We start from the raw sequence: 12147 nt of genomic DNA, 5'->3' as shown, positions 1-12147 counted from the left end.
CGTTGCCGACCATGATCTGGCGCGATTGCCGGCGCTGGATATCGCGCCACGGACGGATGGACATGGTTTTCCGTTCTTTGATAACTGTCCGGGCCCGTATAGGCGCTTAGGGCGTCGATATGAAGACGCTCGCCAACTTCAGGTGAAATGTGGCTGACTCCCGCCCTATCCGATCGCATTGGACTCCTCACGCGGATGGCTGGACGCTTGTCGTCCATGGCGGCGCCGGGCAACTCAAGAGGCTGTTGCTGAGCGAGGAAGCCGATGCACAGGCTCGCGCGGCGATTACGGCTGCGCTCGATGCTGGCAGCGCGATCCTGGCCGCGGGCGGCGCCGCGATCGATGCGGTCGAGGCGGCGGTGCGGGTGCTGGAGGACGATCCCCATTTCAACGCCGGGCGCGGCGCGGTGTTCAGCGCCGAGGGCGTCAACGAACTCGACGCAGCCATCATGAACGGCAGCAACCGCGACGCCGGCGCGATCAGCGCGGTGACCAAGACCAAGCATCCGGTGGCGCTCGCGCGGGCCGTGATGGAGCAGAGCCCACATGTCATGCTGACCGGCGCTGGCGCCGATCGCTTCGGTGCCGAACATGGGCTGGAGCAGGCCGCTCCCGCCTGGTTCCACACCGACGAACGCTGGCGCCAATATGAGGAGCTGCGCGCGGGCGGGACATTCGATGCCGACCTGAAATATGGCACGGTCGGCGCAGTAGCACGCGACGCTGCCGGCCACCTCGCCGCCGCAACGTCGACCGGGGGCCTGACCGGCAAACGCTGGAACCGGATTGGCGATTCGCCAGTGATCGGCGCAGGCACCTGGGCGGATGACCGCGGCGCCGCGACCTCCTGCACCGGATCGGGCGAGCACTTCATCCGGGTTGGCGCCGCGCATGAGGTGTCGGCACGGGTGCGGCTCGCGCGCCAGCCGCTGGGCCAGGCAGGCGAAGGCGTGATCGGCGAAATCGGCGCGCTGGGCGGGACCGGCGGCCTGATCAGCGTCGATGGCGACGGCCGGGGCGGCTGGTGCTTCAACAGCCAGGGCATGTACCGCGGGCTGGCGCGCGCCGATCAGCCGCGGATCGTGGCGCTGTACGGCGACGAATGAATAGCGACGGCGGTTAAGCTTGCGTCATGCCAGCGAAGGCTGGCATCTCGTGCCGCCGGCGCACCGCGACTCTCCCGAGATGCCAGCCTGCGCTGGCATGACGGTTAGGAACTTGATGCGCTACTTTCTCGATACCGAGTTCAACGGCTTCGGCGGCGAGCTGATGAGCCTCGCGCTGGTGCCCGAATATGGTGACCAGGACTATTATGTCGTAATCCCGATCGAGGATGCCTACCACCCCTGGGTCGAGAAGCATGTCGTGCCCTACCTCGAAAGCGTGCCGCCGATGCTGTACAATCGGCTGGACCGGGTCGCGGCGGCCCACGATGTCGCGGCTTATCTGGCCAATGATCGCGATGCGGTCATCATCGCCGACTGGCCCGAGGATATCGCACTGTTCTGCCGGCTGCTGCTGGTCAGCGAGACCGAGATCGTCGACCTCAAGCAGATGCGCTTCGAGTTCCGCCGCACACCCGGCTTCTCGACCGCGCGCAACAGCAAAGTACCCCACAACGCGCTCCACGATGCGCGCGCGCTACGCGATCATCTGGCGGAGATCGACTGAAGGGCGCTCTCTTCCCAAACGCCGTCATCCCGGACTTGATCCGGGATCCCGCTGCCTTTGCCCGGCGAGTAAACGGCGGACGGAAGAAGAAGCGAGATCCCGGATCAGTCCGGGATGACGAAAAGTTGAACGTCTAAAACCGAACCATTCCCCCTCCCCTCGAGGGGAGGGGGGAGAGGTCCTACTGCGGCACCACCGTGACGGCGCGGCGGTTCTGGGCCCAGCTGCCTTCGTCGGAGCCAGTGGCGACCGGGCGTTCCTTGCCATAGCTGATCACCGACAGGCGGGAAGCAGCGACGCCGGCGTTCACCAGATAGTTCTTGGCGGCGTTGGCGCGGCGGTCGCCGAGCGCGAGGTTATATTCGCGGGTGCCGCGCTCGTCGCAATGGCCCTCGATCGTCACCGCGACGTTCGGGTTCTTGGCGAGCCACTGTGCCTGGCGGCTCAGGATCGCCTGGCTCTCGGCATCGATGTCGTACAGGTCGGTGCCGAAATGGATCGTGTCGGTGCCGGCCTGCTGGAGGAAGTCCGCGCGCGAGCCGGGGATCGGGCCGGTCTGCGTAGCAGGCGGCGGCGCTTCGGCCTCGGGGGCCGGAGCGGTCGCGGCGGGCGCCGGCGGCAGTTCCTCGGGCTTCTTCTTGGTGCAGCCAGCGATGCTCAGCGCCAGCGCGGATACAAGGGCGATTTTCATCGTCAAACGCGCCATGATGTTCCTCCTTCGTTAGAATAGTTACGGTTGGTTAACGTATTTTGCGCGGAAATGCGCGGAAAATCCTGCCTCATGGCAAGAGCGGCCCCCAGGCAGGGTCCGATCCGTCGAGCGGCGTCGGCACCGGCCGTTCGTTCACGCCGGTCAGGTCGACAGACCACAGGTCCGCCTTGCCCGAACCCTGGCCGGTACGGAAGAACATGATCACGCGGCCATTGGGCGACCAGCTCGGCCCCTCGTCCTGCCAGCCATTGGTCAGGATCTTCTCGCCCGAACCGTCGACGCCCATGACGCCGACGGCAAAGCCGCCGCCGATCTTGGTGAAGGCGATCAGGTCGCCGCGCGGGCTCCATGCGGCGCTGCCATAGCGGCCCGAGCCGAAGCTGATCCGGTTCTGGTTCGATCCGTCGGCGCCCATCACATAGAGCTGCTGAGTGCCCGACCGATCGCTCTCGAACACGATCTTCGACCCGTCGGGCGAATAGCTCGCGCCGGTGTCGATGCCGGGCGAGGTGGTCAGCCGTTCGGGCCGGCCGCCGCCCACCGGCACCCGATAGATGTCGGTGTTGCCGCCGACCGCCATCGAAAACACGATGGAACGACCATCGGGCGAGAAACGCGGCGAGAAGGTCATGTTCGGCTGGTCGACCACCAGCCGCTGGCTGCCCGAGCCGATGTCGTAGACATAGACCCGCGCGCGATTGCCGGCATAGGACATATAGGTAATCGTCTGCTGGCCGGGCGCGAAGCGCGGGGTCAGCACGATCGACTGACCGTTGGTCAGGAAGCGGTGGTTGGCGCCGTCCTGATCCATGATCGCCAGCCGCTTGGTGCGACTGGTCTTCGGTCCGGTCTCGGAGACATAGACGACGCGGCTGTCGAAATAGGGGCCTTCGCCGGTCAGGCGGGTATAGACGGTGTCCGCGCATTTGTGCGCCGCGCGCCGCCACTGGCCGGGCTGCACCACGAAGCCCTGGCGGGTCAGCTCGGTCTTGGCGAGGACATCATACAGGTAACAGCCGACCGTCAGCGAGCCGTCGCCATTGGCCTGCACGAAGCCCTGCACCAGCGCCTGCGCGCCGCTCTGCGTCCAGAACATATAGTCGGGTGCGGTGACCTGGGGATGGCTGACCGTCTCCAGCGCGCTCCTGGGCAGAGGGTTGAACAGGCCGCTATTCTTGAGATCGTTGGTGACGACATCGGCGACGCGCTGACCGAGCGAGGCGGTGTCGCCGGCCGGCGTGTTCGCAACCGACGGCGTCGGCATGCCCGGGATCGCGATCGGCATCGGCTGGGCGATGCCGCCGGTGATGTCGACCTCGAGCTGCGCCGCGGCAGGCGAAGCCAGCGCAAGCGCCGCGCTCAGCAACGTCAGGGCAAGGGGAAGGCGCATTCTCGTCTCCTCTGCCCCGCTTCGGTGTTAGACCCGAAAGCGGGGGTGTAAGTCAATTCAGGCGGGTTAATCCATCTGGCTGGGTCTGAAGGTGAAGATCAGATCTTCCCAGCCGCCTTCGTAGAGATCGGCCGGCAGCTTGTAAGGTGCGCAGCGTTGGAGCGCCCGCGAAGCAGCCTCGTTCATTTGCCGAACATAGGGCTGGTTGGCGGAATTGACGCCGACATTGCCGATGATTTCGGGCGCGACGGCGATCGAGCCGTCCTTTTTCAGTCGCAGCCGTACCCGGCTGATGATGCTGGCGGTGTCGGTGCCGCCCGCCGGAATGGTGTAGCAGGGCTTCACCTGCGACGCGATCAGCGCCACCAGGCCGTTCATCGCGATCGGGCTGATCGCCGCAACGCGCGGGGCGGCGCCCTTGCCGGTCGACTTCTCGACCGGAATGCCCTTGAGGAAATCGGTGCCGAGCGAGGTGGCCTTCGGCTTTGCCGGCGCCGCCTTGGCGGGTGCCGGCGGCGCAGCTTTGGCGGGCGGTTCCTTGGCCGGCGCCTTGGGCAACGACTTTTCGGCCGCCTTGGGCGAAGGCGCGGGTTTGGGCGGGGTGGGAGCCGGCTTTGGCGGCGTGGGCGTGGGCTCTGGCGGAGGCGCTTCCTCGACGGTAGGTGCGACATCGGGGGCTTCGGCCGCCTGCGGTGCCTCCTTCGACATTTCGGGCGCGGCCGAGACCAGGCCCGCCTTGTCGACCAGCATCACGTCCATCGGCTCGCTGAGCTTGGGCATCTTGCGGACACTCATCAGGTTGAGCGACAGGATCACAAGCAGGCCGACATGGCCGACGACCGACAACCCCAGTCCCGCGCGCTCCGAACGTTCCATCACGGCACTGCAGGCTCGGGAACCGAATCGCCATCGACCCGGCCGCCGCTCTCGCCGCCGCCTTCGCTCTCCCCCATCGTCACCAGCGCAACGCGGTTCAGGCCGGCATGATTGAGCGCACCCATCACCGCCATCACCCTGCCATAGTCGAGCGCCTTGTCGGCGCGCAGGAAGACCTGCGGGCTATCCTTGCCTTTGCCCGACTTCGCGGCGATGGCGGCGAGCTGGTCGGGCAGCGCCGACATCTGCACCTCACGGTCATCGATGAACACCGCGCCCGCCTTGTCGATCGACAGCTGGACCGGTTTCTGGTCCTGGTCGAGCGCGCCGGCGGCGCTTTCAGGCAGATCGACAGGCACGCCCGCCAGTAGCAGCGGTGCGGTGATCATGAAGATGATCAGCAGCACCAGCATCACGTCGACCAGCGGTGTGACGTTGATCTCCGCCATCGGCGCACGCCGTCCGCCGCGGCCTGAGACAGGACCCATGCCCATCAGGCGCGTTCCAGCTCGCGGCTGAGGGTCATATGGATGGCGTCGCCGAAGCGATTGAGCTGGCCTTCGATCTTCGAAACCTTATGCAGCAGCCGGTTATAGGCGATGACGGCCGGGATCGCGGCGAACAGGCCGAGCGCAGTCGCGAACAGCGCCTCGGCGATGCCGGGAGCGACGACCCCGAGCGAGGTGTTCTGCGAGGCGGCGATGTCGGTGAAGCTGCGCATGATGCCCCATACGGTGCCGAACAGCCCGACGAACGGCGCGACCGAGCCTACCGTCGCGAGGATGTTCAGCCGATCCGACAGCCGGTCGATCTCGTTGGCAGAGGCCGATGCCATCGCGCTGGAAAGCCGACTGCGCGTCCCGTCACGATCGACCGGTTTGCCGGTGCGGACCGAGCGCCGCCATTCCGCGACTCCCGCGGTGAACACTTTCGCTGCCGGCACGTCCTTCCGTCCGGGGCCTTCGTAGAATTTATCGATATCCTCGGATTTCCAGAACTCCGCCTCGACCGCGTGGCTGTCCTTCAGCGCCTTTCCTAGCGCCATGCTGCCAGAAACGATGATCGTCCAGGTCCAGATGCTGGCAAGCAACAGCCCGATCATCACCGTTTTCACGACGACATCCGCCTGGAGGAAGAGCGCGATCGGCGACAAGGCCGATGTCGATGCGGCGACCGCCAGATCCTGCATCATCAACTTATTCCGTCCCTTTCAATCGTTCAAACGTCTCGAGCCAGTGGCGGGGCTGACGCGTCGGCCGGCCAGTCGGGCCGATCAGCGCGACCGATATATCGGCCTCCACCACCGTTTCCTGCCCGCGCATGACTCTCTGATGAACGGCGCACAAGGCCCCGCGCATATTTACCACCCGGCTGACAACCAGAAGATCGTCGTCGAGCCGTGCGGGCACCTTGTAGCGCATGCCGACATCGACCACGACATAGGTTCCCATGCCGCTTTCCATCGCCTGCCGCTGGTCGATCCCGGCGACGCGCATCATGTCACTGCGGGCTCGTTCCATGAAGCGCAGGTAATTGGCGTGGTAGACGACGCCACCGGCATCGGTATCCTCGAAATAGACGCGCAGCGCGAACAGGTGCTCACCCGCTTCGAAGCGGCCGGAATAGGGCGGTTCATGCATTCCCACGCTGTTTAGGCGATCGGCGGCCGAATTGAATCCATTTTCTTGGATAGGCGCGGACGGCTTGTCCTATGCACATGTCGTCCCGGCGACCGACGGTCTAAGCTATGCCGTCGAACAATCCATCCTGCCCCCCTTCGGGCGGCGGATTTAGCCCGAGGTGTTTCCAGCCCCGCCCGTTCAGGCAGCGGCCCCGCGCCGTCCGCGCGATCAGGCCGAGCTGGATCAGATAGGGTTCGATCACATCCTCGATCGTATCGCGCGGTTCGGAGAGGCCGGCGGCGAGCGTCTCGACGCCCACCGGCCCGCCGCGATAGATGTCGGCGATCATGTGGAGATAGCGCCGATCCATCGCGTCGAGGCCGAGCGCGTCGACTTCGAGCCGGTTGAGCGACTGGTCCGCCACCTTGGCGTCGACCACGTCGGCGCCCAGCACATGCGCGAAATCGCGCACTCGCCGGAGCAGCCGGCCGGCGATGCGCGGCGTTCCGCGCGCGCGCCTGGCGATCTCCAGCGCACCATCGGGCGAGATCGGGAGGTCGAGCAGTCGAGCGGCGCGGCTCACCACGCGTTCCAACTCATCGACGGTATAGAATTGCAGGCGGATCGGAATGCCGAAGCGGTCGCGCAGCGGCGTCGTGATCAGCCCCTGCCGGGTCGTCGCCCCCACCAGCGTGAAGCGCGGCAGGTCGATCCGCACGCTGCGTGCCGACGGGCCTTCGCCGATCATCAGATCGAGCGCCCTATCCTCCATCGCCGGATAGAGCACCTCCTCGACCGCCGGCTGAAGCCTGTGGATCTCGTCGATGAACAGCACGTCGCCATCCTCGAGATTGGTCAGCAGCGCCGCCAGGTCGCCCGACTTGGCGATCACCGGGCCGGAGGTGGCGCGGAAGCCGGACCCCATCTCGCGCGCAATGATCTGGGCCAACGTGGTCTTGCCGAGCCCGGGCGGGCCGAAGAAAAGCACATGATCGAGCGGTTCGCCGCGTTTGCGCGCCGCCTCGATGAACACCCGCAGATTCTCGCGCGCCGCCTGCTGCCCGACGAACTCCTCGAGCGACTTCGGGCGCAGCGCGGCGTCGAGGTCTTCGGGGCGGCGCGCGCCGGCAATAAGGCGATCGGTGTCGGTCATCGGTGCGTTCTATATCCGTTCGTATCAAAGTTCCCAAACGTCATCCCGGCGGAGGCCGGGATCTCGGGAGATGAGGGTGCGCGTGAGTCTCCCGAGATCCCGGCCCCCGCCGGGATGACGGAAGAGGGCCATTATTTCTTCGCGGCCTTTCGCAACGCCAACCGCACGACCGCGTCGAGCGTCGCGCCGTCGCCCAGTTCCTCGACCGCAGCGCCGACCGCGGCACTCGCCTCCGCCGGCCGGAAACCGAGATTGGCGAGCGCGGACAGCGCGTCGCTCGCGGTGCCGCCCTTCGCCGCCACCGCCGGTGCCAAGCCGGCGCCGACCGGCAGGCCGCCCATCTTGTCCTTAAGTTCGTTGACGATCCGCATCGCCAGCTTCGGCCCGACGCCGTTGGCACGGGCGACCATCGCCTTGTCGCCGCTCGCAATGGCCTTGGCGAGCTCGCCCGCGTCGAGCACCGACAGGATCGCCAGCGCGACCCGGCCGCCGACGCCCTGCACGCTGGTCAGCAACCGGAAGGCGTCGCGCTCTGCCGCCGAGCCGAAGCCGTAGAGCGTGATCGCATCCTCGCGTACCTGCATTTCGGTGAACAGCAGCACGTCGCCGCCGACTTCGCCGATCGCCGACAGGGTCCGCGCCGAAGCGTAGACCAGATAGCCGACGCCGCTAACGTCGAGCACGGCATGATCGGCGGTGCTTTCGGCCAGCGTGCCGCGCAGCCGCGCGATCATGCGATGATCCGCGACAGGGCGCGCGCGCTCGCGAGATGATGCGCGTGGGTGATCGCCACCGCCAGCGCGTCGGCCGCATCCGGGCCAGTGATCTTGATGCCAGGCATCATCCGGCTGACCATCGCATGCACCTGTTGCTTCTCCGCCCCGCCGGTGCCGACCACCGCCTTCTTGACATGCTTCGCCGAATATTCGCCGACCGCCATCCCGCTGCGCGCTGCGGCGAGCAGCACGACGCCGCGCGCCTGACCCAGCTTCAGGGTCGATTGCGGATTGACGTTGACGAACACCTCTTCGACCGCAGCACCGGTCGGCTTATATTCGAGCAGCAGATCGGTGAGGCTGTCGTGCAGCACCATCAGCCGCTCCGCCAGCTCCATCGCCGCCTCGGTCTTTATCTGCCCGTTGGCGATATGCGACAGCCGGTTGCCATCGGCGGCGATGACGCCCCAGCCGGTGGTGCCGAGCCCCGGGTCGAAGCCGATGAGGATCAAAGCCCCCTCCCTTTCAAGGGAGGGGGTTGGGGGTGGGTGAAACGCGGCGGCGAGGCACGCGCTTGATTGAGGATGGCTTCGAGCACGCCATCGATGTTACCCGCGACTTGGGCATTGGTGAAGCGCAGGACCGAAAAACCGCGTCCGACAAAATCAGCGTCACGCCGCGCGTCGGCGGCAGCGTCGTGCGTGTTCCCGTCAACTTCAACGATGAGGCCGATGGCGGGGCAGAAGAAGTCGACGATATAGGGTGCGAGGGCAATCTGGCGGCGGAACTTGAAGCCACCGAGCTGGGAGGATTTGAGCCGCTCCCAGAGTTTGTACTCGAACGGCGTCGGCTCGGATCGCATCGAGCGGGCGCGTTCGCCTAGGCGGTAGTCGATCCTTAGCGCCACTCACCCACCCCCCGACCCCCTCCCTTGAAAGGGAGGGGGAGCTTTATTCTACCCCAGCCGCTCCATCACATCCTCGGGCACGTCGTAATTGCCCCACACCGTCTGGACATCGTCATCGTCGTCGAGCTGGTCGATCAGCTTGAGGAGCTTGGCGGCATCCTCTTCGCCGACCGTTACCATGGTCTGTGGGCGCCAGGCGAGCTTAGCGCCCTCGGGTTCGCCGAGCACAGGCTCGAGCGCCTTGGAGACTTCGTGGAGCGCATCGATCGCGGTCCAGATCTCATGGCCGTCCTCGTTCGAGCTGACATCCTCGGCACCGGCCTCGAGCGCGGCCTCGAACACCTTCTCGGCATCGCCCGCCGACGGGCCGTAGCTGATCAGGCCGAGCCGATCGAAGGCATGGCTGACCGAGCCGCCTGCGCCGAGATTGCCACCATTCTTCGACACGATCGTCCGGACGTTGGTCGCGGTGCGGTTGCGGTTGTCGGTGAGGCTCTCGATGATCAGCGATACGCCGCCGGGTCCGAAGCCCTCATAGCGGATCTCTTCGTAATTGGCCGCATCGCCGCCCGACGCCTTGTTGATCGAGCGCTCGATATTGTCCTTGGGCAGGCCTTCCTTGCGGGCGGTGATGACCGCCGAGCGCAGCCGGGCGTTCATCGCCGGATCGGGCAGGCCCATCCGCGCCGCGACGGTGATCTCCCGGCTCAGCTTGGAAAATAGCGACGAGCGCTTCTTATCCTGCGCACCCTTGCGGTGCATGATGTTCTTGAACTTGCTATGACCGGCCATTGCCGCCCCATCCTGATCTGTCGTTGATTGGCGCGCTCTCTAGCGCCGGCGGTGGGCTCTAGGCAAGCCGTCCCCCCCGCCCGTCCCCCGGTCAAGGGGCGATGTCCATTCATCCACCCGCAAGGGTCCTTGACCGATAGCGGCCGCGGATTGGCCGAATATGAGGGTGACGCGCTTGGCAGCGACAGGGATAGGCGATAAGTCGGCAATCGCCGATGCCCACCGCTCCAAAACCCCCGCAAAAATCCAGCGACAGGACTAGCCGCATGAACTGGCTGAGGACCCTGTTCAAATTCACGCTGTTCGCCGCGCTGGCCGGGCTCGGCGCGCTGGTGATCGCAGTGCTGATCGCGATGGCTTCGCTGCCCGGTTTCGAGGAACTGAAGTCGAGTCCGAACGGCCAGATGGTACGCGTGCGCGCCGCCGACGGCTCGGTGATCGTCTCGCTAGGGCCGAGCTATGGCGACTGGCTGCCGTCGAACCGCATTCCCTCGACGATGAAGAAGGCGATGGTCGCGGTCGAGGACCGGCGCTTCTACATGCATCCGGGCATCGATCCGATCGGCATGGCCCGGGCAGGATGGCTGGCCTGGCAGCGCAAGGGCGAAGGCCGGCGGCTGCAGGGCGCCTCGACGATCACCCAGCAGCTCGCGCGCAACATCTTCCTCACCAACGCCTACAGCTTCGGCCGCAAGTTCAGGGAAGTGATACTGGCGCTGGCGATGGAACGCAAATTCTCCAAGGAACAGATCCTCGAACTGTATCTCAACCGCGTCTATTTCGGTGGCGGCGCATATGGCATCGATGCCGCCTCGCGCAAATTCTTCGACCATTCGGCCAACACGCTGAACCTCGGCGAGAGCGCGATCATCGCTGGCCTGGTCAAGGCACCGTCGCATTATTCGCCGACCGCAGACCGCGACGCGGCGATCGGGCGCGCCAAGGTGGTGCTCGACGTGATGCAGGATGCCGGCGCGATCACCCCGTCCGAGGCCGAGGCGGTCGACCTCTCCAAGATCAGCCTCGCCGCCGGGCGCGACCAGAATGCGGTGCGCTATTTCACCGACTGGGCGCTCGCTCAGCTCGATCAGCTCGTCGACGAGCAGGTCCAGCCGATCGATGTGTGGACGACGATCGATCCGGCGATGCAGCGCGCGGCTGATACGGCGATCCGCGCCAATGCTCCGCCAGGCACGCAGGGCGCGCTGGTGGCGCTCGACCGCGATGGTGCCGTGCGCGCCATGGTGGGCGGCCGGGACTATGTCTCCTCCATCTACAACCGCGCCACCCAGGCCGAGCGTCAGCCCGGCTCCGCCTTCAAGCTGTTCGTCTATCTGGCGGCGATGGAAGCCGGCATGAAGCCGGACACCCCCGTCACCGACGAGCCGGTCGAGATCGAGGGCTGGAGCCCGCGCAACAGCAACCGCGAATATGCCGGCGCGATCGACATCCGTACCGCCTTCGCCTTTTCGATCAACACCGTCGCGGCGAAAGTGGGCTCGCAGGTTGGCTTCGACACCGTCGCCGACATGGCGCACCGGTTCGGCATCAGCAACAAGCTCAACACCCATCCTTCAATGGTGCTCGGCACCTCCGACGTGCGCCTGATCGACATGACCCGCGCCTTCGCCGCGGTGGCGCGCAAGGGGGTGGCGGTGGTCCCCTATGGCATCGTCAAGGTAACCACCGCGAAGGGCGACCTGCTGTACCAGCACCCGATCGATGACAATCGCGTGCTGGTGGCGCCATGGGTCGCGGCCGAGATGACCGACCTGCTGCAGACCGCCGTCAACACCGGCACCGCCCGCGCCGCCCAGATCGGCCGGCCAGTGGCTGGCAAGACCGGCACCACCTCCTCGAACAAGGATGGCTGGTTCCTCGGCTTCTCCTCCGGCATCACGACCGGCGTCTGGATGGGCCGCGACGATGCCCGCACCGTTGCCGGGCTGCAGGGCGGCCGCGCTCCGGCCCGGGCTTTTGCCGATTTCATGAAGGTCGCTGTCGCCAAGCGGCCGATAGAGCAGTTCGAGACCGAAATCACCCTGCCCGAGTTCCAGCTCGAGCCGGATGATGAAACCTACATGGGCGCACCCGACGACGGCCTAGTCGATGCCGATGGGATGCCACCGCAGGATGGGACGGAGCCGGCCGCGGAGCCGGAGGACGGTTTCGAGCCGCAGGCGGCGCCGGTACGCGTCACCCCGCCGCCGCCGCCAGTGCGAGCCCCCCCGCCACCGGCGCCGCGGACATCGCTGGGTTCGGATTTCCTGAGCGGCGTCGACAACCGCCCACAGCGCCGGCAATAGCG

Annotated in this window: 14 protein-coding genes; 3 read left to right on the top strand and 11 right to left on the bottom strand. The window is 66.3% G+C overall.

Going from position 1 to position 12147, the window contains the following annotated elements:
- Positions 1-149 precede the first annotated feature (149 nt).
- Positions 150-1106: an isoaspartyl peptidase/L-asparaginase family protein gene (locus AAC645_RS17495; protein WP_340317864.1), complete on the top strand. Its 957-nt coding sequence runs from the start codon at positions 150-152 to the stop codon at positions 1104-1106.
- 115 nt (positions 1107-1221) lie between these two features.
- Positions 1222-1671 (top strand): hypothetical protein, encoded by a 450-nt coding sequence (locus AAC645_RS17490; RefSeq protein ID WP_340317866.1) that lies wholly within the window; start codon positions 1222-1224, stop codon positions 1669-1671.
- Positions 1672-1852: 181 nt separating this feature from the next.
- On the opposite strand, the gene pal is transcribed toward AAC645_RS17490, so the two are convergent.
- From pal to AAC645_RS17435, 11 genes are all read right to left on the bottom strand, one after another.
- Entirely contained in the window at positions 1853-2377 is a 525-nt protein-coding gene (gene pal / locus AAC645_RS17485; RefSeq protein WP_340317863.1) for a peptidoglycan-associated lipoprotein Pal, read from the bottom strand.
- Between the two features lie 73 nt (positions 2378-2450).
- Positions 2451-3773, bottom strand: a complete 1323-nt coding sequence (gene tolB, locus AAC645_RS17480) for a Tol-Pal system beta propeller repeat protein TolB (protein WP_340317862.1) — start codon at positions 3771-3773, stop codon at positions 2451-2453.
- A gap of 66 nt (positions 3774-3839) precedes the next feature.
- Positions 3840-4649 (bottom strand): hypothetical protein, encoded by an 810-nt coding sequence (locus tag AAC645_RS17475; RefSeq protein WP_340317861.1) that lies wholly within the window; start codon positions 4647-4649, stop codon positions 3840-3842.
- Complete coding sequence (tolR, locus tag AAC645_RS17470; protein WP_340317860.1) at positions 4649-5143, bottom strand: protein TolR; 495 nt, start codon at positions 5141-5143, stop codon at positions 4649-4651. The genes AAC645_RS17475 and tolR overlap by 1 nt, the downstream gene beginning before the upstream one ends.
- Positions 5143-5841, bottom strand: a complete 699-nt coding sequence (gene tolQ, locus AAC645_RS17465) for a protein TolQ (RefSeq protein WP_340317859.1) — start codon at positions 5839-5841, stop codon at positions 5143-5145. Before tolQ ends, tolR begins: the two co-directional genes overlap by 1 nt.
- Positions 5842-5845: 4 nt before the next feature.
- Positions 5846-6289 carry a YbgC/FadM family acyl-CoA thioesterase gene (locus AAC645_RS17460; protein ID WP_340317858.1) on the bottom strand — a complete coding sequence of 148 codons (444 nt, stop codon included), beginning with the start codon at positions 6287-6289 and terminating at the stop codon, positions 5846-5848.
- A 100-nt stretch (positions 6290-6389) separates the two neighbouring features.
- Positions 6390-7424, bottom strand: coding sequence for a Holliday junction branch migration DNA helicase RuvB (ruvB, locus tag AAC645_RS17455; RefSeq protein WP_340317857.1), 1035 nt, complete (start codon positions 7422-7424; stop codon positions 6390-6392).
- Between the two features lie 131 nt (positions 7425-7555).
- Positions 7556-8158: a Holliday junction branch migration protein RuvA gene (gene ruvA / locus AAC645_RS17450; protein ID WP_340317856.1), complete on the bottom strand. Its 603-nt coding sequence runs from the start codon at positions 8156-8158 to the stop codon at positions 7556-7558.
- The gene (ruvC, locus tag AAC645_RS17445) at positions 8155-8652 is read right to left on the bottom strand and encodes a crossover junction endodeoxyribonuclease RuvC (RefSeq protein WP_340317855.1); all 498 of its coding nucleotides are present in this window, start codon (positions 8650-8652) and stop codon (positions 8155-8157) included. Before ruvC ends, ruvA begins: the two co-directional genes overlap by 4 nt.
- On the bottom strand, positions 8649-9047 hold the full coding sequence (locus AAC645_RS17440) for an endonuclease domain-containing protein (protein WP_340317854.1): 399 nt from the start codon (positions 9045-9047) through the stop codon (positions 8649-8651). The genes ruvC and AAC645_RS17440 overlap by 4 nt, the downstream gene beginning before the upstream one ends.
- Positions 9048-9095: 48 nt before the next feature.
- Complete coding sequence (locus tag AAC645_RS17435) at positions 9096-9839, bottom strand: YebC/PmpR family DNA-binding transcriptional regulator (protein ID WP_340317853.1); 744 nt, start codon at positions 9837-9839, stop codon at positions 9096-9098.
- A gap of 266 nt (positions 9840-10105) precedes the next feature.
- Here AAC645_RS17435 and AAC645_RS17430 point away from each other — a divergent pair, with 266 nt between their 5' ends.
- Positions 10106-12145, top strand: coding sequence for a transglycosylase domain-containing protein (locus AAC645_RS17430; RefSeq protein WP_340317852.1), 2040 nt, complete (start codon positions 10106-10108; stop codon positions 12143-12145).
- The last annotated feature ends 2 nt before the right edge of the window (positions 12146-12147 follow it).

This window comes from Rhizorhabdus argentea (genome assembly GCF_037861105.1).
GTDB lineage: Bacteria > Pseudomonadota > Alphaproteobacteria > Sphingomonadales > Sphingomonadaceae > Rhizorhabdus > Rhizorhabdus argentea.
The sequence above is the reverse complement of the archived record's forward strand: the minus strand, read 5'-3'. Positions and strand labels throughout refer to the sequence as shown.

Coding starts and splice junctions, on each gene's coding strand:
- ruvA (WP_340317856.1), bottom strand. CDS start 8,158: ATGATCGCGCGGCTGCGCGGCACGCTGGCCGAAAGCACCGCCGATCAT.
- pal (WP_340317863.1), bottom strand. CDS start 2,377: ATGGCGCGTTTGACGATGAAAATCGCCCTTGTATCCGCGCTGGCGCTG.
- AAC645_RS17475 (WP_340317861.1), bottom strand. CDS start 4,649: ATGGAACGTTCGGAGCGCGCGGGACTGGGGTTGTCGGTCGTCGGCCAT.
- AAC645_RS17460 (WP_340317858.1), bottom strand. CDS start 6,289: ATGCATGAACCGCCCTATTCCGGCCGCTTCGAAGCGGGTGAGCACCTG.
- tolR (WP_340317860.1), bottom strand. CDS start 5,143: ATGGGCATGGGTCCTGTCTCAGGCCGCGGCGGACGGCGTGCGCCGATG.
- tolQ (WP_340317859.1), bottom strand. CDS start 5,841: ATGATGCAGGATCTGGCGGTCGCCGCATCGACATCGGCCTTGTCGCCG.
- ruvB (WP_340317857.1), bottom strand. CDS start 7,424: ATGACCGACACCGATCGCCTTATTGCCGGCGCGCGCCGCCCCGAAGAC.
- tolB (WP_340317862.1), bottom strand. CDS start 3,773: ATGCGCCTTCCCCTTGCCCTGACGTTGCTGAGCGCGGCGCTTGCGCTG.
- AAC645_RS17430 (WP_340317852.1), top strand. CDS start 10,106: ATGAACTGGCTGAGGACCCTGTTCAAATTCACGCTGTTCGCCGCGCTG.
- AAC645_RS17435 (WP_340317853.1), bottom strand. CDS start 9,839: ATGGCCGGTCATAGCAAGTTCAAGAACATCATGCACCGCAAGGGTGCG.
- AAC645_RS17490 (WP_340317866.1), top strand. CDS start 1,222: ATGCGCTACTTTCTCGATACCGAGTTCAACGGCTTCGGCGGCGAGCTG.